The 23156-nt window shown below is 62.0% G+C and carries 21 protein-coding genes and 4 pseudogenes; 20 read left to right on the forward strand and 5 right to left on the reverse strand.

The window, feature by feature from the left end; translation table 11 throughout:
- Positions 1-327: 327 nt before the first annotated feature.
- Positions 328-1959 carry a GMC family oxidoreductase gene (locus tag AC13C2_RS08430; RefSeq protein WP_482886535.1) on the forward strand — a complete coding sequence of 544 codons (1632 nt, stop codon included), beginning with the start codon at positions 328-330 and terminating at the stop codon, positions 1957-1959.
- Here the strand turns inward: AC13C2_RS08430 and pdxR are convergent.
- On the reverse strand, positions 1956-3428 hold the full coding sequence (gene pdxR, locus AC13C2_RS08435) for a MocR-like pyridoxine biosynthesis transcription factor PdxR (protein WP_482886536.1): 1473 nt from the start codon (positions 3426-3428) through the stop codon (positions 1956-1958). The genes AC13C2_RS08430 and pdxR overlap by 4 nt on opposite strands.
- On the opposite strand from pdxR, the gene AC13C2_RS08440 reads away from it, so the two are divergent.
- The 18 genes and pseudogenes from AC13C2_RS08440 to AC13C2_RS08525 all read left to right on the forward strand — a co-directional run.
- Positions 3387-4646, forward strand: coding sequence for a mandelate racemase/muconate lactonizing enzyme family protein (locus tag AC13C2_RS08440; RefSeq protein WP_482886537.1), 1260 nt, complete (start codon positions 3387-3389; stop codon positions 4644-4646). The genes pdxR and AC13C2_RS08440 overlap by 42 nt on opposite strands.
- Positions 4643-4948 (forward strand): aldehyde dehydrogenase family protein, encoded by a 306-nt coding sequence (locus AC13C2_RS08445; protein WP_482886538.1) that lies wholly within the window; start codon positions 4643-4645, stop codon positions 4946-4948. Before AC13C2_RS08440 ends, AC13C2_RS08445 begins: the two co-directional genes overlap by 4 nt.
- Complete coding sequence (locus AC13C2_RS08450; protein WP_482886539.1) at positions 4945-6204, forward strand: NAD(P)/FAD-dependent oxidoreductase; 1260 nt, start codon at positions 4945-4947, stop codon at positions 6202-6204. The genes AC13C2_RS08445 and AC13C2_RS08450 overlap by 4 nt, the downstream gene beginning before the upstream one ends.
- A 121-nt stretch (positions 6205-6325) precedes the next feature.
- Positions 6326-7399, forward strand: a complete 1074-nt coding sequence (locus tag AC13C2_RS08455; RefSeq protein WP_092763802.1) for an extracellular solute-binding protein — start codon at positions 6326-6328, stop codon at positions 7397-7399.
- 72 nt (positions 7400-7471) lie between these two features.
- On the forward strand, positions 7472-8545 hold the full coding sequence (locus tag AC13C2_RS08460) for an ABC transporter ATP-binding protein (RefSeq protein ID WP_482886540.1): 1074 nt from the start codon (positions 7472-7474) through the stop codon (positions 8543-8545).
- Positions 8542-9411 (forward strand): ABC transporter permease, encoded by an 870-nt coding sequence (locus AC13C2_RS08465; protein WP_092763798.1) that lies wholly within the window; start codon positions 8542-8544, stop codon positions 9409-9411. The genes AC13C2_RS08460 and AC13C2_RS08465 overlap by 4 nt, the downstream gene beginning before the upstream one ends.
- A 1-nt stretch (position 9412) precedes the next feature.
- The gene (locus tag AC13C2_RS08470; protein WP_092763796.1) at positions 9413-10264 is read left to right on the forward strand and encodes an ABC transporter permease; all 852 of its coding nucleotides are present in this window, start codon (positions 9413-9415) and stop codon (positions 10262-10264) included.
- 342 nt (positions 10265-10606) lie between these two features.
- A complete protein-coding gene (locus AC13C2_RS08475) occupies positions 10607-11578 on the forward strand; it encodes an ABC transporter ATP-binding protein (protein WP_092763873.1) in 972 nt (323 codons plus the stop codon).
- Positions 11575-12702, forward strand: coding sequence for an ABC transporter ATP-binding protein (locus AC13C2_RS08480; RefSeq protein ID WP_482886541.1), 1128 nt, complete (start codon positions 11575-11577; stop codon positions 12700-12702). The genes AC13C2_RS08475 and AC13C2_RS08480 overlap by 4 nt, the downstream gene beginning before the upstream one ends.
- Positions 12699-14204, forward strand: coding sequence for an ABC transporter substrate-binding protein (locus tag AC13C2_RS08485; protein WP_482886542.1), 1506 nt, complete (start codon positions 12699-12701; stop codon positions 14202-14204). The genes AC13C2_RS08480 and AC13C2_RS08485 overlap by 4 nt, the downstream gene beginning before the upstream one ends.
- Before the next feature lie 59 nt (positions 14205-14263).
- Complete coding sequence (locus tag AC13C2_RS08490; protein ID WP_482886543.1) at positions 14264-15208, forward strand: ABC transporter permease; 945 nt, start codon at positions 14264-14266, stop codon at positions 15206-15208.
- Positions 15209-16093 carry an ABC transporter permease gene (locus AC13C2_RS08495; protein WP_339646314.1) on the forward strand — a complete coding sequence of 295 codons (885 nt, stop codon included), beginning with the start codon at positions 15209-15211 and terminating at the stop codon, positions 16091-16093. It begins immediately after the preceding gene.
- A gap of 8 nt (positions 16094-16101) precedes the next feature.
- Positions 16102-17889, forward strand: coding sequence for a gamma-glutamyltransferase family protein (locus AC13C2_RS08500; RefSeq protein ID WP_482886544.1), 1788 nt, complete (start codon positions 16102-16104; stop codon positions 17887-17889).
- Positions 17886-18623 carry a DUF1028 domain-containing protein gene (locus AC13C2_RS08505; RefSeq protein WP_339646318.1) on the forward strand — a complete coding sequence of 246 codons (738 nt, stop codon included), beginning with the start codon at positions 17886-17888 and terminating at the stop codon, positions 18621-18623. Before AC13C2_RS08500 ends, AC13C2_RS08505 begins: the two co-directional genes overlap by 4 nt.
- A 23-nt stretch (positions 18624-18646) precedes the next feature.
- A complete protein-coding gene (locus AC13C2_RS08510) occupies positions 18647-19366 on the forward strand; it encodes a FadR/GntR family transcriptional regulator (protein ID WP_217638818.1) in 720 nt (239 codons plus the stop codon).
- Positions 19367-20114: 748 nt separating this feature from the next.
- A complete protein-coding gene (locus tag AC13C2_RS08515) occupies positions 20115-20567 on the forward strand; it encodes a hypothetical protein (RefSeq protein ID WP_482886545.1) in 453 nt (150 codons plus the stop codon).
- 254 nt (positions 20568-20821) lie between these two features.
- Positions 20822-20989: pseudogene (locus tag AC13C2_RS08520) on the forward strand (Z1 domain-containing protein); the annotation flags it as partial.
- A gap of 67 nt (positions 20990-21056) precedes the next feature.
- A pseudogene (locus AC13C2_RS08525) lies at positions 21057-21191 on the forward strand (hypothetical protein); the annotation flags it as partial.
- Between the two features lie 41 nt (positions 21192-21232).
- On the opposite strand, the pseudogene AC13C2_RS08530 reads toward AC13C2_RS08525, so the two are convergent.
- From AC13C2_RS08530 to AC13C2_RS08545, 4 genes and pseudogenes are all read right to left on the reverse strand, one after another.
- A pseudogene (locus AC13C2_RS08530) lies at positions 21233-21298 on the reverse strand (baseplate megatron protein TIM-barrel domain-containing protein); the annotation flags it as partial.
- A 69-nt stretch (positions 21299-21367) separates the two neighbouring features.
- A pseudogene (locus tag AC13C2_RS08535) lies at positions 21368-21520 on the reverse strand (hypothetical protein); the annotation flags it as partial.
- Positions 21504-21713 (reverse strand): AAA family ATPase, encoded by a 210-nt coding sequence (locus AC13C2_RS08540; protein WP_424338395.1) that lies wholly within the window; start codon positions 21711-21713, stop codon positions 21504-21506. The gene AC13C2_RS08540 and the pseudogene AC13C2_RS08535, both read right to left, overlap by 17 nt.
- Positions 21714-21780: 67 nt before the next feature.
- On the reverse strand, positions 21781-21990 hold the full coding sequence (locus AC13C2_RS08545) for a helix-turn-helix transcriptional regulator (RefSeq protein WP_482886546.1): 210 nt from the start codon (positions 21988-21990) through the stop codon (positions 21781-21783).
- Positions 21991-22310: 320 nt separating this feature from the next.
- Here AC13C2_RS08545 and AC13C2_RS08550 point away from each other — a divergent pair, with 320 nt between their 5' ends.
- The gene (locus AC13C2_RS08550; protein ID WP_482886547.1) at positions 22311-23114 is read left to right on the forward strand and encodes a hypothetical protein; all 804 of its coding nucleotides are present in this window, start codon (positions 22311-22313) and stop codon (positions 23112-23114) included.
- Positions 23115-23156: the final 42 nt, after the last annotated feature.

The following is a 23156-nucleotide window of genomic DNA, read 5'->3' on the forward strand; positions in this document are numbered from 1 at the left end:
CATCAGCGTCTTCGGGTTATAATACGACCTGAGTTAAGCAAGTGATCGCCTCATCTTGCGGGTTCCATCAAACGTCTGCCCGATCACAGCCAGATGTTTGCAGAGCCAGATCAAGCGTGGTGCTGGCCCACTGTCCTCGGATCAGTGGCGGATACAGCGCCTGCAACCCGGGCAGTAGACACTGCCTTGATGAAGGCCGCGCCGTGGACCGGCTGAGCAGTCACGTGTCATTCTTCCATGATTGGTCCGCCAGCATAGCCGGAATGGCTGGCGACAGGGAAATCGGTCACGCTCTACCGTGGCAGCGCGGCAGACGGGAGGTAGGGGGTGATCAGAAGCAATAGTGACGTGGCCGATGTGGTGATCGTGGGCGCGGGATCTGCGGGATGCGTGCTGGCCGCGCGCCTGTCCGACCGGACCGATCTGAGCGTGACCATTCTTGAGGCAGGTGGATCGGACCGCAGCCTGTGGGTACACATGCCCATCGGCTATGGCGGGGCCTTCTACCATCCGCAATTGAACTGGCGCTATTACACGGAACCTGATCCCGGTCTCGGGGGGCGGAGAGCCTATTGGCCGCGCGGGCGCGTGGTTGGCGGATCCTCGTCGATCAATGCTATGGTCTTCGTACGCGGGCATGCAGCCGATTACGATAGCTGGGCCGCAGCGGGCTGCACCGGGTGGGCCTATGCCGACGTTCTGCCCGCCTTCCGACGTCTGGAGACATGGGCGGGCGGCGAGAGCCGGTGGCGCGGCGGGTCGGGTCCGATCCATGTCCGCGACATGACCCGTGCCGCGCATCCCTTGTCCCATGCCTTTGTGACAGCAGGCGCGGCACTGGGCCATGCGCGCAACCCCGACTTCAACGGAGCCGACCAGGAGGGGGTAGGCATTAACCAGATCACGGTGCGGGACGGATGGCGATCCTCGGCGGCGACCGGCTATCTGACCCCGGCCCTGCGCCGCCCGAACCTGCGTCTGCTGCGGGACGCGACGGCAACGCGCATCCTGTTCGAGGGCAGTCGCGCTGTGGGCGTCGAGTTTCTGCGCGGTGGGCGGCTGGGACGGGTGATGGCGCGACGCGAGGTGATCCTGTCCGCGGGAGCCATAGGTTCTCCGCAGCTTCTGCAACTGTCGGGCGTCGGCGACCCGGACCGTCTCAGGCCGCTTGGGATCGACGTAGTCAGCGCAGCACCTTCGGTCGGTCGCAACCTGCAGGACCATGTCGGCTACGACCTTGTCTTCGAGGCGACAGTCCCGACGCTCAACGCCACGCTCGGTCCGCTCTGGGCGCGGGGCCGGGCCGGGCTGACCTGGCTGATGACGCGCGATGGGCCACTGAGCCTGAGCGTAAATCAGGCCGGTGGTTTCGTGCGGGGCGATACCGGACGGACACGCCCCAACCTGCAACTCTATTTCTCGCCGCTGTCTTACACGCGCGCCACACCGGGGCGACGGCGGCTAACCATGCCGGATGTCTTTCCCGGCTTCATGATCGGGGTGTCGAACTGCCATCCGAAAAGCCGGGGCTGGCTGCATATCCGCTCCGCCGATCCGCAGGATCGCCCCGAACTGCATGCAGGCTACTACTCTGCTCCGGAGGACATGGACGAAATGCTCGATGCCGTTCCGATCATGAGGGCCATTGCCGCGCGCCCGGAACTGTCGCGCTACACTCGACGGGAACTGACGCCGGGCCGCGATATGATGGATCGCGACGCACTTGAAACCTTCATCCGCGAGACGACCACATCAGTCTATCACCAGTGTGGCACCTGTGCGATGGGCGCCAACGCGGCCAGCGGCGCGGTGGTCGATCCCCGGCTCAGGGTGCACGGCCTCGAGGGTCTTCGGGTGGCCGACGCATCGATCATGCCGCTAATTCCGGCAGGCAACCTGAACGCCCCGTGTCTGATGATCGGGGAGCGGGCTGCGGAGATGGTCGCAGCAGATCTCTAGCGCGCCCGGAGCACAGTCGCGAGGCGCTTCACGCCGCGCGTTATCTCGATCGAGGGAATGGCGCTGAACCCCAGCGTCAGGCCTTGTCTGTCCAGCGGTTGGAGCGCGAAACCTCCGAGTGGCGCGGTCGCGAGACCCGCGCGGGCCGCGGTCGCGGCGATGACCAACTCGTCGCGGCCCTCGGGCAAGACGCCGATGGTGTGGAACCCGGTCTCGGTCGGGCGCACGTCAAGAAGCCCGGACAGGTGGCGCTCGGACTCTTCCAGCAGGGTGTCGCGCCGGGCACGGTAGAGATCGCGCATCCGGCGCAGATGGGCCGAAAAATGCCCCTCGTCGATAAACTTTGCAACGATTGCCTGCATTGCATGGCTGACCCCGTGGGCCGCGGCCCCCAGGGTGCGCTCGAAGATCGGGGCCAGGCTGCGGGGCACAATGGCATAGCCCAGACGGATTGCCGGAAAGAGTGCCTTGGAGAATGTACCGACGTAGATCACACGCCCGCCACTGTCGAGCGCCTTTAGGGGTGGTTGCGGTGCGCGCCCGTAGTGGAATTCGCCGACGTAATCGTCTTCGACGACCCATGCACCGATCCGGCTGGCGGCCTGCAGCAGTTCGAAGCGACGGTCGCGGCTCATCGTGTGGCCGAGCGGATGCTGATGCGCGGGCGTTACCAACGCAAGGCGGGCGTCCGGTGCCTTTGCCATTGCGGCGGCGACGTCCAATCCGTGCTCGTCCACCGGGACCGGGATCAGTGTCGCGCCGCGGGCGATGAAGGCGTTGCGGGCACCAATGGGACCGGGGTTCTCCATCCAGACCCGGTCACCGGGATCAAGGAGAAGCTGCGCGATCTGCAAGAAGGCGTCTTGCGCGCCCGCGAACACGAAGACCTCGTCTGGATCGCAGACCAGGCCGCGATTGGCGCGCAGATGGCGGCAGATGGCGCGACGCAACGCGGGCAGACCGGCGGCGTCGGGATAGGACATGAGGTCGGCGCGGGTCCCGCGCCAGTACCGCGCGGACAGTCGTGACCACATCGCCATCGGAAAGTCGTCGAAGGCCGGCATGCCTGTGACGAAGGCCATTGGCGTAACTGGATGGGCGAGGCGCGGAAAGAACTGCTCGGTCGCATCGCGGCTGAGAGAGGCGAGCCGGGGCAGGCGCTCGACCTCGACGGTGGGGGCGGGCGCGGGGCTGGGCTGGATGTCCTGGCTGACATAGGTGCCCGCCCCGACCCGGCTGAGGATCAGCCCCTCAGAGACAAGCTGCTCATAGGCAGTTACGGCGGTCGTGCGCGACACGCTCTGATCGTTTGCCAGTGTGCGGCTGGCGGGAAGGCGCGTGCCAGGGGGCAAATCGCCCGACAGGATCAGATCCCGCAGGCGCGTGGCGAGTTGCAGCGAGAGGTTGGCGGCATCATCGCGATCAACGTGGAGGGTCGGGATCAGTGCGCCGCCGGAATATTTGGTCACGTCATTGGTCCGTTTACCCCGATTGGTCCGTCAGCTTTGCGGAAGTGGACCTTATCCGCGGACCGATTTGCAAGCCATATCGTCAGGCAAGACCGGCGGAGGCACCCTATGCGATTGGCGCGGATCGAAACGTTCGCCACGGAATTCGTGGGCTTCGTCCGGGTGACCGACGAAATCGGTGCCCAGGGCTGGGGGCAGGTCTCGACCTACCACTCCGATATCACGGCGCAGGTTCTGCACCGACAGGTCGCACCGCACGTGCTGGGCCGGTCCTTCGGGGATGTCGATGATCTCTTCGATACGGTGCTTGAGCGCGAGCACAAGTTTCCGGGCTCCTACATATGCCGTGCCATCGGCGGCGTGGACACTGCGTTATGGGATCTCAAGGCGAAGGCGGCAGGCGTGCCCGTCACGGCACTGATCGGCGGCGCACCGGGTCCGGTCCGCGTCTATGCGAGTTCCATGAAGCGCGATATCACGCCCGAGGCCGAGGCCGAGCGGTTCTGTCGGCTGCACGGCGAAAAAGGTTTTGACGCCTTCAAGTTCCGCATCGGGGCCGAGGTGGGGCGGGGCCGCGACGAGTGGGTAGGCCGGACCGAGGCCATTATCCCTGCAGTCTCCCGCGCCTTCGACGGCGAGGACGTGGCCCTGCTTACCGACGCCAATTCGTGCTATGCGCCCGAGCAAGCGATCCATTACGGACGCATGTTACAAGACCACGGCATCAGCCATTACGAAGAGCCATGCCCATATTGGGAGCTTGAACAGACGGCCGAAGTTGCCGCTGCGCTGGACATCGACGTGACCGGCGGCGAACAGGATTGCTGGCTGCCGACATGGCGGCGGATGTTCGAGTTGCGGGCTGTGGATGTGGCACAGCCCGACATCCTTTATGCAGGGGGTATCGGTCGCACGCTGCGGATTGCGCGGATGGCCGAGGCGGCGGGCCTGCCGGTCACGCCCCATTGCGCCAATCTGTCGATGGTGACGCTATTCACCATGCACCTGCTGCGCGCGATTCCGAACGCCGGCAAGTATCTCGAATTCTCGATTGAAGAGGCGGATTACTATCCATGGCAATACGGGCTGTTCGCCACTGACCCCTACGTCATCGACGGCGGTCAGGCACATGTGACCGACACGCCCGGCTGGGGCGTGGAGATCGCGCCGGATTGGCTGGAACGGGCCGACTATCAGGTCAGCGAGGTCGAAGCATGAGTATCGCATCGATGGTGCAGATGTCTCGGGAACGGGGCATTTTGCCGGAACTTCCGACCGGGCATCTCATCGGCGGTCCGTTCGCCGTATCGGAGTCGGGCGCGCGCATGAAAAGCCGCGCCGCCCACCGGGTCGCGCACGAGGTTGACGCGGGGCAGGGCTATGCCAACGAGTATTTTGCGGGCGGGATCGAGATGCCGTTCGGTGGCGACCGACAGTCCGGCTTCGGGCGCGACAAAGGCTTTGCGGCAATCCGTAACTATCTGCGCGACAAAAGCGTAGCGGCAAAGATCACCTTATGAAGCCCGCGACGACCCCGTTTTGGTGGGAAGATTCGCCCCCGGCGCAGATTTCCGTCGGCAAGCTGCCCGCCCGTGCAGACGCAGTGGTGATCGGATCTGGCTACACGGGTCTTCAGGCTGCGCTGGCGATCGCGCGCGGCGGTCGGTCGGTGGTGGTGTTGGAGGCGGGCACCCCCGGGCACGGGTGTTCGACGCGAAACGGCGGCCAGATCAGCACTTCGATCAAGCCGGGCCTCGCCAGGCTGACCCGCGCTCATGGGGCAGAGACCGCACGCGGCATCTTGGCCGAGGGGGTGGCGTCGCGCGCCTACATCGAGGATTTCGTGCGTCGCGAGGAAATTGACTGCGCCTTCGTCCCCTGCGGCCGGTTCCACGCAGCGGCAACGCCTGCGGCTTTTTCCGCACTCGCGCACCTGGCTGATGGCGAGGACATCACGCTGGTGCCGCGCGACCGGCAGCGAGAGGAACTGGGCACCGACGCCTATCATGGCGGCGCTGTGTTCCACCGGCATGCCAGCCTGGATCCAGGGCGCTATCACGCGGGGCTGCTGGCCAAGGTGCTGGAGGCCGGGGTGCAGGTCTTGCCCGATATGCCCGCACTGACACTTGATGAGAATGGTGCCGGCATAACGGTAGTTACCCCGAGGGGGCCTGTTGCCGCGCGCGACGTGGTGTTGGCCACGAATGGATATTCCGGCGCACTTTCCCCCTGGCATCGAAGGCGGATCGTGCCGGTCGGAAGCTACATCATTGCGACCGAGCCGTTGGCGCCGGATTTGATGGCACGGCTTTTCCCCACCGGACGAATCGCGTCGGACAGCCGCCGGGTCGTCTATTACTTCCGTCCCTCGCCGAACGGACGGCGCGTGCTCTTTGGCGGGCGCACCAGTGCGGGAGAGACAGGCACAGCCGTGGCGGCAATGCGACTGCGGGCGGCGATGTGCGCCGTATTCCCCGAACTAGCGCAGGCGCGGATTACCCATGCCTGGTCAGGTTACGTCGGCTTCACATTTGATTCGCTGGTCCATACGGACAGTCGTGATCACATCCATCACGCCATGGGTTACTGCGGATCGGGCGTCGGCATGGCATCTTATCTGGGCTGGAAGGCAGGCCTGCGGGTGCTGGGATTGCCTGGCGGCGAGACGGCTCTGATGCGACCAGCATTTCCGACCCGACCACTGTATTCAGGCGATCCGTGGTTTCTGCCGGCCACCGTCGCGACCTACCGAATGTTGGATCGGCTTGGCCTCTGAAAGCGATCGGAATGCTCTTGCGGTGAAAATGGTCCTTGGCGGGCAGACCAATTCGGGCTTCACTCTAAGGACTTACGGTCGCGCAAGATGACCGCCTCTGACATTCGACAGGAGAGACACAATGAAACCCATGATCCGCGGCCTCTTGGCCGGAACTGCTCTTAGCATGGCGGCTGCTCCGCTCAGCGCCGAGACCCTGCGCCTTCTGACGTGGGGCAGCTACGCCCCCGACGAGGTCATCGAGAAGTTCGAAGCAGAGTATCCCGACATCGACGTCGAGGTGACGTTCTCGAACAACGAGGAAATGATCGCCAAGCTGCGCGCCACCGGCGGCACGGGCTTCGATCTGGCCCAGCCCAGCCATGACCGGGTGAATGCCGCGCAGCAGGAATACAATATCTACAAGCCACTCGACATGTCGAAGATCGACACCGACGTGATGACACCGAACCTGTTGGAGGGCGTGGCAGCCAACACCACGATCGACGGCGAGGTGTATTCGGTTCCGCACCAGTGGGGCACCAGCGGCATCATGGTCAATCAGGCAGAAGCTTCCGGGGTGACCGGCTGGGGCGACCTGTGCAACGAAGAATATCAGGGTCGCACGTCGATGCGTCTGCGCCGCACGATCCTTCTTGGGATGGGCTTTGCGATGGGGTACGATCCATTCGCGCTCTATGATGACAAAGAGGCCTATCAGGAGATGCTGAATGAGGTCACGCAAAAGCTCATCGACTGCAAATCGGTCATCAAGACCTATTGGACAGGTGGAGACGATCTGTCGGCGCTGATGCTGTCGGGCGAAGTCGTAGTATCCGAGACATGGGATTCGACCGCGTTCAAAATCTACGCCGAGAACCCCGATATCGTCTTCGTGCCGCCCGAAACCGGCGCGCTGGCGTGGATCGACACCTTCACCATCCCGCGTGGTGGCGAGGCGGACGATGCGGCCTATAAGTGGATCAACTTCGTGATGCGGCCCGAAATCGTCAAGCTGATGTCGGCCTCGACGGGGGCCATCGCGGCGGTTCCGAACGGGATCGAGCTACTGCCCGACGACAAACGCGCAGCGGTCGAGGTGGCCTTCGATCAGTCCGACCTTGATAACCTGAAGTTCTTCGCAAACATCCCTCCGGGTCTGGAGGATATGGAAGGCATGGCCTTGGAGCAGATCAAGGCCGCATCAGGCAACTGATCCCGTAAGCCTGAGACCGGGACGCGTTCTATCGCCGCATCCCGGTCTTATTATTTTTCTGAAAGGTTCGGGATGAACGATCTCAGCTGCGTTGGCGTGACAAAGAAGTTCGGCGATTTCACTGCCGTCAGGAACGTCTCGCTGGAAGTCCCTCCCGGCTCGTTCTTTTCGATCCTCGGCCCTTCGGGCTGTGGCAAGACGACGCTTATGCGGATGATCGCCGGGTTCGAGACGCCCAGCGCAGGCGATATACGCATCAAGGGTGAAAGCGTCATCAACCTTGCGCCCAACAAACGCAACGTGAAGATGGTATTCCAGCACCTTGCATTGTTTCCGATGATGAACGTGGGCGAGAACATCGCCTATGGACTGCGCTGCCAAGGCGAGCAGAAGTCGGAAATTCCGGAGAAAGTGCGCAAGGTTCTGGACCGGGTCGGCCTGCCGGGCGTCGAGGACAAGCGCATCGAACAGCTTTCGGGCGGCCAGAAGCAACGCATCGCAATCGCACGCTGCATGGTGCTTCAGCCCGATGTGTTGCTGTTGGACGAGCCTCTGGGCGCGCTCGACCTGAAACTGCGCGAACACATGAAGATCGAACTCAAACAGTTGCAGGAGCGGTTCGAGACCACGTTTCTCTACATCACGCACGACCAGTCCGAGGCCCTCGTCATGTCCGATCAGGTGGCCGTGATGAACGCCGGCGGGTTCGAACAGATCGGTAGCCCGCGCGCGCTCTACGATGACCCGGTCTCGGGCTTCGTGGCGGGTTTCGTGGGCGATGCGAATGTCTTGCCGGGCACCATCGACGAAGTGCGGGGTGGCGAGGCGCGCGTGACCCTGGATGGCGGCGGCGCAGTGCTGGCACGACTTGCCGACGACAGCAACACGGGCGACCGGGTGGAGATTTTCGTACGACCCGAGGCGCTTCGGATCGGTGGAGACAATGGCTCAGGGAGCCTGTCGGGAAAGGTCGATAGCCTTCTTTTCAACGGCGCTGCCAGCCGCATCCTCGTACGGCTCGACACCGGACAACTTGTTGAAGTCGCCGATGGCGATCAGGCTTCCGAGGTGTCGGCACATGATGCGGTTACCGTCTCATGGCAGCCTGATCGGTCGCGGATTTTCGTCCGGAGGCCCGGCGCATGAGCCGTGACGCGGGACGACTATCGCTGATCCTTCTGTTCGCGCCCTTCGCCCTGTGGATCGGACTTCTGATCATCCTGCCGCAGATCGGCATCGGTTATATCTCGCTGCGCGAGAAAGTAGGTATCAATGAATACGAGTTCGGTTTCAAGAACTACGCAGATTTCGCACAAGCCGCAGTTTATCGCAACACGCTGTTCCGTACCGCATGGATATCGATCCTGGTCACCATGCTGGCACTCGTGCTGGGCTTTCCGATCTCGTATTACATCGCCAAGATCGCCCGTGAACGCAGCCGCGCCGCACTGTTTCTGATGTGCCTCATTCCGCTATGGGTGTCAGATTTGGTGCGTGCCTATGGCTGGATCGTCCTTTTGCGCGAAACCGGTGTAGTCTCGACAGCGCTGGTCTCGATGGGTGTGATCAACGAGCCGATCGAGATGCTTTACAACGATGTCACCGTCATCATCGGCCTCGTCTACACGGTGATCCTGTTCATGATCGTGCCACTCGTCTCGACGATGCAGGGCATGGACGATTCATTGCTGGAGGCCGGATTCAACCTTGGCGGATCGCGTCTGACAGTATTTCGACGGATCGTCGTTCCCTACGCGATGCCCGGAATCGTCGCGGGCTGCATCATCGTTTTCATGATTACTGCGGGCAGCTACCTGACGCCGGTTCTACTGGGGGGCAAGAATTCAAGCTGGTTCACCGAGCAGATCTACAACCAGTTCATCACCCGCTACAACTGGGAGGCGGGCGCGACCTTCGGCGTGTTGCTGCTGCTCTTTACCTCATTGGTGGTGTGGCTGGGTTTGCGGCTGACCGGACAGAGTCTGGCCACCACCGTTGCGAAGGACACCTGACATGCAGGGGTCAAATCATCTTCTATGGATCTATCGCGTCTATGTCGGACTGTTTTTTCTCTATCTCGTGGCGCCACTGCTGGCCGCGGGGGCCTTCGCCTTCAACGATTCGACGTTTCCTTCCCTGCCATGGCGGGGGTTCACATTGGACTGGTTCATCTCGGACACCGAGCCGAAACTTGGCCTTCTGAATGATGAGCCGTTGCTGCGGGGGATGTGGAACTCGTTTTACATTGGCATGATCGTGGCAGCTCTGTCGGTGGCGGCCGGCACCTGCAATGCCTTCCTGTTCGTGCGCAAGGATTTCCCATTCAAGTCGGCGTTCTATGTGCTGATGGTGGTGCCCCTCGTGATTCCCGGCGTCATTCTCGGGATTTCGATCCTTGTTCTGGCCTCTATGATAGCCAATTTTGCCGACAGCCAGTTCGGGCTGTTCCTGACGTGGCTGCGTCCGGGCGTACCGCTCATCGTGCTTGGGCAGTTCTCATTCCTCACAACGATAACCTCGCTGGTCATCGCCGCACGCCTGCAGAAATTCGACATCTCACTTGAGGAGGCGGCACTGAACCTGGGCGCGTCGCGGCTCAGGGTACTGACGACCGTGGCACTGCCGTTCCTGTTTCCCGCGCTTTTCTCGGCCTTTATCGTGGCCTTTCTGGTATCGTTTGAGAACTTCAACACGACGCTGATGCTGGTCGGCTCGGACGCGCCGCTGACGATCACGATGTACGACCGGATGGTGAAGGTCGGCTCCACCCCGGTGTTGAATGCGGTCTCAGTCGTGCTGATGGTCGGTTCGGGTCTGCTGGCGCTTCTGTCGGTGGTGGCCCAGCGGTCCCCGAAGTCCGACTGATACGTCTGCGGCGAACGGACCGCCGAAGACGCCCAACAACTGATGGAAGCTGTAGAGGTCAGTGGACAAGCGCCATCGGTCCAGCGTGTCATCCCTTGAGCACCGGCTTACTATTCCGTGCAAAGGCAACCTTGGCGACGGAAGCGCGGCCGCTGCTTCTCCTCTTGATGTTTCACTGCTCATAGGCGCTCGCAATCTAGGCACCGATCGGCGGCGCCGCCGAAATGTATCAAGACAACACGATCGCGCTTGCTATCTGATCTGACCTGGACCAATCTTGCATTGGTTCAGGTATCCCAAAAGGAGATCGCCCTGCTACACAAAGATGCCAACGATGTCTTAATGGCCCTGGGCGATTTCCGGCTGCGGTTTCGTGGTCAGGATGCCTGTGTAATTGATGGGGTCGACCTGTCGGTGGCCCGCGGCGAAGTATTGTGCATTGTCGGTGAATCGGGGTGCGGCAAAAGCGTGACAGCCATGGCACTGATGGGGCTATTGCCGTCAGGTAGCGCCGAAATTTCTTCTGGAACTCTGCGATTTGATGGCGAAACCGTAGATTTGACCAGAGATCGCTTGTCCAGTGAACGGCGCGGCGGCGCAATGGCGATGATATTTCAGGAGCCGATGACGTCGCTCAATCCTGCGTTCCGGATCGGCGATCAGATTGCCGAGTCGGTGCTGCAGCATCGCGGCGGCAGCAAGGAACAGGCCCGCGACCGGACGCTGGAAATGTTGCGTCGGGTTGGCCTGCCGTCGCCCGAAGCGCGGCTGCGGCAATTCCCGCACCAATTATCTGGTGGTCAGCGTCAGAGGGTGATGATCGCCATGGCGCTGGCCAATGACCCCAAGCTTCTGATTGCGGACGAGCCGACCACGGCGCTGGATGTGACGATCCAGGCGCAGATACTGGAATTGATCCGTGATCTGCAGCGCGAACGGGGAACGGGCACAATTCTGATCACGCACGATCTGGGCGTCGTAGCCGAGATCGCGGATACCGTTGCTGTCATGTACGGCGGTCAGATGGTCGAGCGCGGCCCGGTCGCGCAGATTTTCGATGATCCGCAGCATCCCTACACCATCGGGCTGATGGAATCGGTGCCGCGACTTTCGGGGGAGAGGGCACGACTCACGACAATCGAAGGGTCGGTGCCATCGATCGATAAGATGCCTGAAGGTTGCCGGTTCCGCACTCGCTGCGCCTTTGCAGTCGCGGCTTGCGCCGAGCGACCCGCCCTGCGCGACGTTACACCCGGGCACGCCGCTGCCTGTCATTTCGTGCCGTTGGAGCAGCATTTGCGGGTGGCGGTATGAGCGTCATTCTGGAGGCCGACAACCTGGTAAAGCACTTTCGCACCGGCGGCGGGTTGTTCTCCAAAGCGGGACGAGTGCGCGCCGTGGATGGCGTATCGCTGCGGATCGAGGTGGGGGAGACCTTTGCCATCGTGGGCGAGTCGGGCTGTGGCAAGTCCACGTTGGCGCGGCTTCTGATGCGTTTGCTGGATCCGACTGCAGGTGAGGTCTCGTTCGACGGGCAACAGGTCACGCGGGCGCGGGGCAAGGCGCTGTCGACATTGCGGCGGGACGTGCAGTTCATCTTTCAGGATCCGTTTTCATCGCTGAACCCCCGGCTGAGCGTCGGGCGGCTGGTTGGCGAGCCGTTGGAGGTGCATGCGCCCGAGATGGGCCGATCTGAACGGCGGGAAAAGGTTGCCGAGCTGTTGCGTCAGGTGGGGCTGCGCCCGGAATATGCCGACCGCTATCCGCATGAATTCTCGGGCGGGCAGAGACAACGCATCGGGATTGCCCGCGCGTTGGCCACGGGGCCGCGACTGATTATCGGGGACGAGCCTGTCTCGGCGCTGGACGTGTCGGTGCAGGCGCAGGTGGTGAACCTGCTGGCCGATCTGGGTCGCGATCTGGGGCTGACCCTGATCCTGATTGCCCACGATCTCGCGGTCATCCGGCATATGAGCGACCGGGTAGCCGTGATGTATCTGGGCCGGATCGTGGAACAGACCACGACCGACGCCTTGTTTGAGACGCCGCGGCATCCCTATACCCGCGCGTTATTGGATGCGGTGCCAGATCTTGACGACCGGGGCGGCGCAACACGGGCACGGATCGAGGGCGAGATGCCATCGCCCGCCGCGCCGCCCCCCGGCTGCACGTTTCACACGCGCTGCCCACATGCGCAGGCGCTTTGCCGGGAGAAGGTGCCGATGCTCGAGGCGGCGGCGGACGGCCATGCGACTGCCTGCCATTTCTGGCGCGAGATCGAGGCTACGCCTCGGGTTGCGTCACGCCGTATCCGGTCGGACGCGGCCCATGCACGACTGAACCTTTACCGACGAGCGACGGAGGGGGCTGAGATCATCCCCGTTGCCACCAATGGACGACCGTCAAAGTCGCCCGACAACAGAGAGGAAGACACATGAAACATCTTACCCTTACGACGGCGCTGGTCGCCGCCATGGCGCTGCCGGCGGCAGCGCAGGATCTGCGCATCGCACTTCAATCGGACGCCGACGTGCTGGACCCGGATCAGTCACGGACTTTCGTGGGCCGGATCGTATATGCCTCGCTCTGCGACAAGCTGGTCGACATTACGCCGGACTTGCAGATTATCCCGCAACTGGCGACCGAATGGACCGTTGCCGAGGATGGGATGTCCATCGACATGACCGTTCGCGAAGGCGTCGTCTTCCACGATGGCACGACCTTCGACGCGGCAGCCGTCGCAGCCAATATCGAGCGATCACAGACCCTGGACGAGAGCCGCCGCAAGTCGGAGCTATCGTCGATTGCGTCGGTTGACGTGACGGGTGACTACACGCTGACCCTGAACCTGATAGCGCCCGATGCCACGGTCATGGCGCAACTGGCCGACCGCGCCGGCATGATGATGTCCCCGACCGCCGCCGAGGCAGCGGGTGTCGACTTCGGGCTGAATCCGGTATGTTCGGGACCGTTTTCTTTCGGAGAACGGGTCGCGCAGGACAAGATCGTACTCAACCGCTTCGCCGACTACTGGAACGCCGATGCGATCAACTTCGACAGCGTGACGTTCCTGCCGATCCCCGACACCACCGTTCGTCTGGCAAACCTGCAATCGGGCGATATCGACATGCTGGAACGTCTGGCCCCCACCGATTTGGCGCAGGCCAACGCAGACGACAGCATAACTGTCGTCTCGGCGGTATCGTTGGGATATCAGGGTATCACTTTCAACGTCGGCAACGGCGAGAAGAGTGAGACGCCCTGGGGTCAGGACAAGCGGCTGCGTCAGGCGTTCAGCTATGCCATGGACCGCGACGCCATCAATCAGGTGGTCTTCGAGGGGGCTTATGCGCCCGGAAACCAGCCTTATCCCAACGTCTCGCCCTGGTATGATGACGAATTTCCGATCGAGGCACGCGACGTCGAAAAGGCCAAGGCCCTTCTGGCCGAAGCTGGATACCCTGACGGTATCGACCTGACGGTACAGGTGCCCAACACAACGATTCCGCTCCAGCTGATGCAGGTCGTACAATCCATGGCTGCCGAGGCCGGCATTCGGATCGAGATCGTGTCGAAGGAGTTCGCGACCCTGTTGGCCGACCAATCGGCGGGCGATTATCAGGCAAGCCAGATCGGTTGGTCGGGCCGGGTCGACCCGGACGGCAACATCCATCAGTTTGTGACCACCGATGGTGGCATCAACGACAGCGGCTTTTCGAACCCCGATGTGGATGCGGCGCTGAACGCTGCGCGGAAGGTGCCGGACACGGACGCGCGCAAAGTCGAATACGACAAGGCCCGCGCCATTTTGATCGACGAAGCCCCTTTGGTTTATCTGTATCACCAAAGCTGGATCACTGCGTTCGACAGCAAGATCGAAGGGTTCACAGCCTACCCGGATGGTATGATCCGTCTGGAAGGAGTGACCCTGTCGGAATGATCTGACCCCGGCCTGCCTCCGACCCTTGGGGGCGGGCCAACCCGCTCGAAAGGCATCTCATGCTGTCGTTCTTTCTCCGCCGTCTCCTGATCGCAATTCCGACGATCTTTCTGATCTCGATCTTCGTGTTCGGATTGCAGAAGCTGCTGCCTGGCGACCCGCTTCTGGTGCTGGCGGGGGAGGAACGCGATCCCGCGGTTCTGGAATTCCTGCGCGAAAAATACCGGCTGAATGATCCCATCCCGGTTCAATATATGACCTGGGCGGGGAATGCCCTGCGCGGCGATCTGGGAATTTCGCTGCGCACCAACCAGCCGGTGACGGAGCTGATCGCTCAGAAGTTGCCGGTGACGTTGCAGCTCGCCACGATGTCGCTGATTTTCGCCGTGGTCATCGGCGTCCCGACCGGCATCCTGTCGGCCTATCGCAAGGGAACAATGGTGGACTGGGTGGCCAATGTGGTGGCGTTGTCCGGGCTGTCGATCCCGAATTTCTGGCTGGGGATCATGCTGATCTTGCTGGTCTCGGTGAAATGGCAGCTTTTGCCCGCCTCAGGCTACGTGCCACCGGGCGAGGATTTATGGTTGTCGATCAAAACAATGCTGATGCCCGCCTTCGTGTTGGGCACCGCCTTGGCGGCAACGCTGATGCGGCACACGCGGTCGGCGATGTTGGGGGTGCTGACATCGGATTATGTGCGCACCGCCCGGGCCAAGGGTCTGTCGGAACGCAAGGTGGTTTTGAAACACGCGTTCCGCAATGCCCTGACGCCCATCGTGACGATGACCGCTCTCCTGTTCGGGGAACTGGTCGCGGGCGCGGTGCTGACCGAACAGATTTTCACCATTCCCGGCTTTGGCAAACTGGTCGTGGATGCGGTATTCAATCGTGATTACGCCGTGGTTCAGGGCATCGTGCTGGTGACCGCGGTCGGCTTTATCGTCATGAACCTTTTGGCGGACATGGCCTATGTGCTGCTCAACCCGCGTCTGAGGGAGGCATAGATGGTCGCCGCAACTGATCCGCAGGCCGGACCTGTTTCCAATCCGATGCCCAAGCCCGAAAACCGGGTCTGGAAGAAATTCCGCCACCACCGATCCGCGATGTTAGGCGGCTTTCTGGTGCTTTTCTTCATTGCCATCGCAATTCTCGCGCCGATCCTGCCAATTCCGGAACCACAGGCAACCGATTGGGGTGCAGTCCGCGAGGCGCCGTCGATGGCGCATCTTTTCGGCACCGACGAAATCGGCCGCGACGTGCTGGCCCGGATGATCTGGGGGGCGCAGGCGTCGCTTTTGGCCGGGGTCGTTTCCGTGGGCATCGCCGTTCTGGTGGGCGTGCCTTTCGGTTTGGTGGCGGGCTATTTCGGCGGTTGGATCGACGCTGTGATCTCGCGTGTGACCGAGGCGCTGCTGGCGGTGCCGTTCCTGATCCTTGCCATCGCGCTGGCGGCCTTTCTGGGGCCGTCGCTGACCAATGCGATGATCGCCATCGGCATCTCGGCGACGCCGATCTTCATCCGTCTGACGCGCGGACAGGTTATCAGCGTCAAGGTCGAGGATTACGTAGACTCCGCGCGCGCTATCGGTCTGCCGACCCGGATGATCCTGTCCCGCTACATCCTGCCAAACGTTGCCGCGCCGATCCTGGTGCAGGCGACGCTGACCATCGCCACGGCGATCATTGCAGAGGCGTCGCTGTCGTTCCTCGGGCTGGGACAGCAACCGCCCGCGCCGTCCTGGGGGTCGATGCTGAACACCGCCAAGAATTTCCTGAACCAGGCCCCGTGGATGGCGCTCTGGCCGGGCATCTCGATCTTCCTCGTGGTGCTTGGATTCAACCTGCTGGGAGACGGGCTGCGCGACGCACTCGACCCCCGCGAACACTGAGGCACACGATGAGTTTTACAACCAGGCCCGAAATCCGCGGCACATTCGGCGTCGTCACCTCGACCCATTGGATCGCGTCAGCTGTCGGCATGGGCATTCTTGAGCGGGGCGGCAATGCCTTTGACGCAGCCGTGGCCACGGCGATCACCTTGCAGGTCGTCGAGCCGCATCTGAACGGCCCGGCGGGCGACATGCCGGCGATCTTCCAGAAGGTGGGCGAAGCGGTCCAGGTGGTTTGCGGTCAGGGACCCGCACCGGCGGCGGCGACCATAGAACATTATCGCGCAGAAGGTCTGACGCTGATCCCCGGATCGGGCCTGTTGGCAACGGTCATTCCTGGGGCCTTTGATGGTTGGATGCTGTTGTTGCGCGACCACGGGACGTTCAGCTTGCGCGACGTCCTGGCCCCGGCCATCGGCTATGCGCGGGACGGTCATCCAATCCTGCCACGGGTGGCGAATACCATTGCTGGGTTGGCTGATTATTTCGCGGAACACTGGCCTTCCTCGGCGGAGGTCTGGACGCCGGGCGGCGCAGCGCCCGAGGCGCATGCCCTGTTCCGCAATCCGGATCTGGCGCGGACTTACGAACGGCTTGTGGAAGCCGGGGAGGCCGCGGGCGACGACAGGATCGCGCAGATCGACGCGGCAAGGTCCGAATGGCGCGGCGGTTTCGTGGCGGACGCGGTAAGCGACTATCTAGCGGAGGCCAATGTGATGGACGTCTCGGAAACAAGCCACCGGGGGGTGTTGACCCGCGAGGACATGGCCGGATGGCAGGCCAGCTATGAAGACAGTCTGAGTTACGAATATCACGGCTGGACGGTTCACAAAACGCAAGCCTGGGGGCAGGGGCCGGTCCTGTTGCAGGCCCTCGCCATCCTGAAACACCTCGATCTGGTCGCAATGGACCCGATGGGCGCGGACTTCGTCCACGTCGTAATCGAGGCCATCAAACTGGCTTATGCCGACCGCGAAGCCTACTACGGCGATCCCGCCCAGTCTGACATTCCGATGGAATATCTTCTGTCGGATGCCTACAATGCAGACCGCGCGACGCTGATCGGCGCGACGGCCAGCACGGACCAGCGACCGGGCCGCGTGCCCGGTTTCGCGCATCTGTCCGACGCCTACATTGCCCGCGCGACGCGCGATTTCGGCGTCGCCGACGCTGCGCCGCAAGAACCGACGATGGCGCATCTGACCGAGAAGCGTGGCGATACCGTGCATATCGACGTGATCGACGCCGCCGGGAATATGGTTGCGGCGACGCCCTCGGGCGGATGGCTGCAGTCGAACCCGGTCATTCCAGGGCTTGGATTTCCGCTCAATTCCCGTGCGCAGATGTTCTGGTTGGAGGAGGGCCTGCCCAGTTCGCTGGCACCCGGTCGTCGCCCGCGCACGACGCTGACGCCCTCGCTGGCCGAACACCACGACGGGCGGCGGTTGGTTTTCGGGACGCCCGGCGGCGATCAGCAGGACCAGTGGCAGTTGATCTGGTTTCTGCGGCTGGTGCATCATGGGTTTGAACTGCAGGAAGGCATGGACGCGCCCTTGTTTCATTCGATGCATTTTCAGGGTTCGTTCTATCCGCGTGAGGCGAAGCCCGGCGAGATGATGGTCGAGCCTGCGTTTGGCACCGAGGTTATCGCCGACCTGCGAAGCCGGGGTCACACGGTGCATGTCGCCGAGCCGTGGTCGGTTGGACGGCTGACAGCGGCCATGCGCGAGGCCAACGGAGTTCTTCGGGCGGCAGCGACACCGCGTCTGATGCAAGCCTACGCGGTGGGCCGATGACCTATTCCCTGATCGCGCGTGCCGGGGACGAGATCGGCCTGATCGTCGCGTCGAAGTTCTTTGCCTGTGGCGCAGCCGTGCCCTTCGTCGGCGCGCGCAGCGCCGTGGCCAGTCAGGCCTTCTGCAATCCTGTCTGGGGGACCGAAGGCCGGACCCGACTGGAAGCCGGGGAAGCAGCTCAGAAGGTGCTGGCGGATTTCGTGGCGCGCGATGCGGGGCAATCCATTCGGCAGGCGCATTTGATGGATAGCCACGGACGGTTTGCTGCGCATACTGGGGCGGACTGCGTCGATTGGTGCGGTCACCTGATCCGCGACGATCACTCGGTGGCGGGCAACATGCTGGCCGGACCGGATGTGATCGCGGAAACCTCGCGCGCCTTCATGACCGCCGAGGGGCCATTACCGGAGCGGCTGCTGGCGGCAATGCGCGCGGGGGAGGCGGCCGGTGGCGACAAGCGCGGACGACAGGCGGCAGGCATGGTGATCCATCGGGGCGAGGCCCACGCCTGGCTTGACTTGCGCGCCGACGACGATGCGGACCCGCTGGGGGAGCTGGAACGGCTCTGGGATGTCGCGCAGGAGCGTTACGTGGGCTTCACATTGGGCATGGCGACGGCTGCGAACTTCTCGGGCCTGCCAGACCGCGCGCCCATCGACCGGGCCATCGCCGAGGCCGAAGCGCTGCGTCTGGCCGAGGGCCGGGCAAGCCGGTCGCGCGCGGTCGAGACATGAGCGAAGCAGGGCTGAAATCACGCATGCTGGACCTGATCGCGGCAGGCGAGTTGGGTAGCGATGGGCGGCTACCAACGGAGCGGGCGCTGGCCGAGCGCTTCGGCACCTCGCGCCGACTGGTACGGTTGGCCCTTGATGCGCTGGAGGTCGAAGGGTTGGTCTGGCGCAAGCAGGGATCGGGAACCTTTGCGGGTCAGCCGTCGGATCCGACGGGTGATCTGGCGGCACGGATCGCGGGCGAGACCGATGCGCTGCAGGTGATGGAAGCCCGGCTTTGTATCGAGCCCGAACTCGCCGCGCTTTGTGCCCTGCGGATGACCGATGCGGAGGTCGCGCGGCTGCGGATGTTGGCGCATCGACAAGTCGAGGCAACGGATCCCCAGGGGACCGAGCTCTGGGACGGAGCGCTGCACCGATTGATCGCGCATTGCGCCCGCAACCGACCGCTGTTGACGGCCTTCGCACTTTTGGACCGGATCCGATCGAACCCTGATTGGGTTGCTCTGCGCGCTCGCGCCCGGGCCCGCAATGGCGCATCGCTGGCCGTTACCCTGAGCGAACATGAGGTCCTGATCAACGCGATCGGGGCGGGCGATCCAGCTCTTGCAAGGCAGGCCATGTACGACCACCTTTCCACCCGGTTTGCGGCGCTAAGAGCGGAGTTGGATGATGAGATGCTGCTGTCCAATGCGAACGTAATGGATGGTATAGTCGCTCCGGACCCGTCGCTCGCAAGGCGCTGATACAGTTCCGTGGATCAGTTTTACAAATTGCCTGATGGCCGGACTGCCCCGTTCCCGACGGATGTATTCCACGGCTTCTGTGACAGGTATGCCGAGCGCGGTATATACTTTGAGCACGGCGATGCGGAGAAGAGCTCCGTGACCTGACAGTCGAAGTCCCGCGCATAAGCCTCTGGCTTTCCTCGCACTGGACGGTGCTGAAACGGCTGACATGCGGGCGCGAGGCATCGGCGGTCAGTCTCTACGATCTGTGTTTTCTGGCAGGAGAGATTTGGCGGGAGCAACATAAGCGCGCATTCGATTGATTGTCGGCGTTTCACCCTCAACGAAGCGCGGGCTGAGCCCGTTTTTGGTGGTGCGGACGATCGTGCCTTTTAGGTAATCGTTGTTTTAGCCCAAGCTGCCCTGGCCGGGACGGATCTAAACTGCACGCGCATTGCCTTATTACTTATTGCCCTATCCGGCGTCTCCCAAGAAAAACCGGTTAGGCGAAAGAAAAGAAACGCAGGTAGCAAACATCAAAAGCCTCGGAAGCCGCAACCACACGCACACGCAAAGAAGCGCCCTAATTCATCTGGAACCCCGTCAGGCAATTCGGTTTCGCAATCAGCCAAAAAAGCTCACAAGCGACGGTCCGAACCGGCACTTCGGCTCTCAACCGATGTAGATGAGTGGGCACGTATGCTCTCAAGGCTCGGGCGTGTTTCCAGAAAAGACGACGACTTCTCATGATTAACCGGAACTACGATTGACCGCTGTTCCGTGCGAGATCGTCGCCTATCCAAAGGACAACCTGAGAGCACAGACCCAGATCTGCCTGGACGAGGGGTTTCTCGGCTTTGCCACCATCGCGGATGCTGACGAGCTCCCAGCAGTGGGGGTCGGACTGATCGACAAGGACATGTCGGTCCGTCCCAATGCTGCAACGAATCGGAGCGATAAGGGCGACTTCAACACGGCCGTTGCCGCGAAGATGAACATCAGCCCGGAACAGCGACCGTGGTTGTTCGTCGTCAAGAAGAACAAGACGGTGCTGGAGCGCCTGCTGCACTGGATCCGCAACCGTGTGGCCAATCACTTCGACCCCGAAACAGGGCGCAAACTCGTCACCATCACGGATCTGTCGACACCGGTGAAGATGTCGTGGACGAGTTCGGCAACCCGGATATCGAACACGAGCCCAATACGATCAACAGGTTGATCCGGTCGATCCTCCACCATTTCTCGCAGAAGGCCTATGTCGGTTACACGGCGACACCCTTTGCGAACATCTTAATTCATGACCGCGGGGAGACTCAGGAGCACGGACCGGACCTCTTCCCCGCAGCCTTCATCACCAGCCTTGCGGCGCCATCGAATTATGCCGGACCGGGCCGTGTCTTCGGATCAGCTTCCAGCACGCCGGAAGACCTGCCTCTGGTGCGCCCGCTTTCGGACGATGAGTTCCAGCCGTGGATGCCGCCACGACACAAGAACGGCTACTGGCCGCGATGGCAGGGGGAGGACCGTGTACCGGACTCGCTCGCAGAAGCGATCCGTTCCTTCGTCTATGCCTGTGCCGTGAGGAAGCTGCGCGGACAGGGCAGCAAACACTCCTCAATGCTCATCCACGTTACCCGCTTCACTTCGGTACAACGTCATGCTGCTGAGAGAAGGCACCACGCCGGCCAAAAGGCGAAACCTGAAGGAGATGATCCCGCCGAAACGCAAGCTGACCAAGAACGACATCGCCAAGTACCACGAAGCGTGGCGCTGCAAGCCGAACCAGGTCGCCATGGCTGGCGAGAAAAACTTCGCGGCCTTCATGGCTGCACTCGATGACGATCCGACCATTGTGCCCAGCCCGCTCGATGCCCGCTGGTATCGGGCGATGACCCCGCCTGCCGCCGCGCAGAGATGGGCGTAGTGCAGCACCATGCGGCGCAGGCCCCAGCCCTTGCGGTCGCGCAGCGGGTTGAGCCGGTCGAGATATTCGCGCCAGATCGTCAGAGCCTCGGCATAGCCTTTCCCAAACCCCGGCGCATCGATCGAGGCCCAACCGTTGCGCTTGCAGGCCTCAGCCCAGATCAGCGGCTCCAGCCAGTCGACGCTGTCGACGACCATCGTGCCGAAATCGTGGTCCTCGTTCAGCAGCGCATCAAGCGCTTCGGCCACCTCTGTATGACTGGTCGCCAGCGGGAAATGCGGGACTTGCAGCTTGCCCAGACCGTCTTTCGGTCATGAGGAAGACGGGCCGGTCCGCATCGGCCGCGAAGGTGGATTTGCCCACCCCGGCCACGCCGTGGATCAGGATGCGCGGCGGGGTCAGCACGGAGGTCGTGCGCAGGGACGCGAGCGAAATGGCCATCAGCGCACCTCCTTATTCAGCTTATTCAGCACGAGGCGGAACTTCGGCTTGCCGGTGTTCCGCCCCCTCACGCCGACTTCGGACGATGGGGTTCGTGATCCACGACGCGGATCTGTTCGGCCTCGAAGGCCTCGACATCCTCGAGCCGATAGATCACCCGGTCGCCGAGCTTGATGAATTTCGGGCCTTCGCCCGTCCCCCGCCAGCGCTCCAGCGTGCGGTGCGAGATGTTCCAGCGAGCCGCCAGCTCGATCTGGGAAAGGTGCCTGGTCGCCATGTGAACCTCCTTGGGATTTCTGTGAACACTTGCGGGTTCAACATGGCGGAGGGCGTGGGAGGCGCTGGGGAGGCAGCCGGGAGGCAAACTGGGAGTTCGGAAAGATCTCCGTACAGAAATCAAAAAAAGGCCGCCCCGAGAGGCGGGCCCTTGATAAACCTGTCGGCCCGAAATATATGCAATGGAGGTTAACCTCCAGAGTTCTTGCTGACTCAAAGCGTTAAAATCATGAACTATGATTTTCTCGACATCGCAGTCTTTTCGAATGCGCATCTCGTTAAACGGCAAGGGGAACAGCGCGTCTTAGAAAGGGCTTTGCCATGTTCACAACTTATATATCCGATTCTCAGATCACGACGGTAAAAAGTGATCTCCTGCATCACAGTAAAGAACACAAACTCGCCAAATCATCGCATCTAACTGAAGCTCTCGCCTTTTCGGTTGGCTTCAATACAAATGCTGCAATGCTCGAACGCCTACAGAGCACGAAGGATCAGCTTTGCGTAGAATTTTGCAGCGAGCGCTTTTGGCGTCGTCTCTCGGAACTTTCTGGTACCTCAACTCCGATATTGAAGAGCGCGTTTAATATCAGCCTGCCGGAAATGTTTTCTCGAGCTATTGGAACCCGAGACCTCCGAGAAAGGATCACGTTGCCGCCGGTCTTGATGTCGAAATTGGATCGTTTTTTCAAGAAAATGGCCGATCACGGGGCAGCCTATTTCACAATAGTAGGCCATCGCCCCCCACCGAACGAGCTCGGATGGGGGGGAAGTTACCGCTTGGGCAAACCTCAGGCGATGCGCCCGATCTTCACAGAGGCCAAGCCGTCGCTTTATTGGCAGTGGGATAATGCCAGCTGGAACGCTCTGATGGCAGATGACTTTCTGGAAGACTATGCAGGTTCGGAAAGCGACCTAACAAGATGGGCATTCGACGCTAGTTCTCTGTTGGAACGTGATCTGAACGTGGGAAATGTCGTGTTCGACGCCAAAATCGGGCTTGTCGTGCATCACGAAGAGATCGAGGGCTGCACGACTTCCATCCTGTATCAACGGGCGGGTCAGCTGGAAGCTGTCCGCGCGGCCGATGCTCGGCAGGAAAAGGCGAAGTTGCTAACGGTGTAAAATAGATATTTCCTAGAGGCTTGGTCGCGAAATGCGGCCTTA

This window comes from Jannaschia sp. L-14R, from assembly GCF_056857695.1.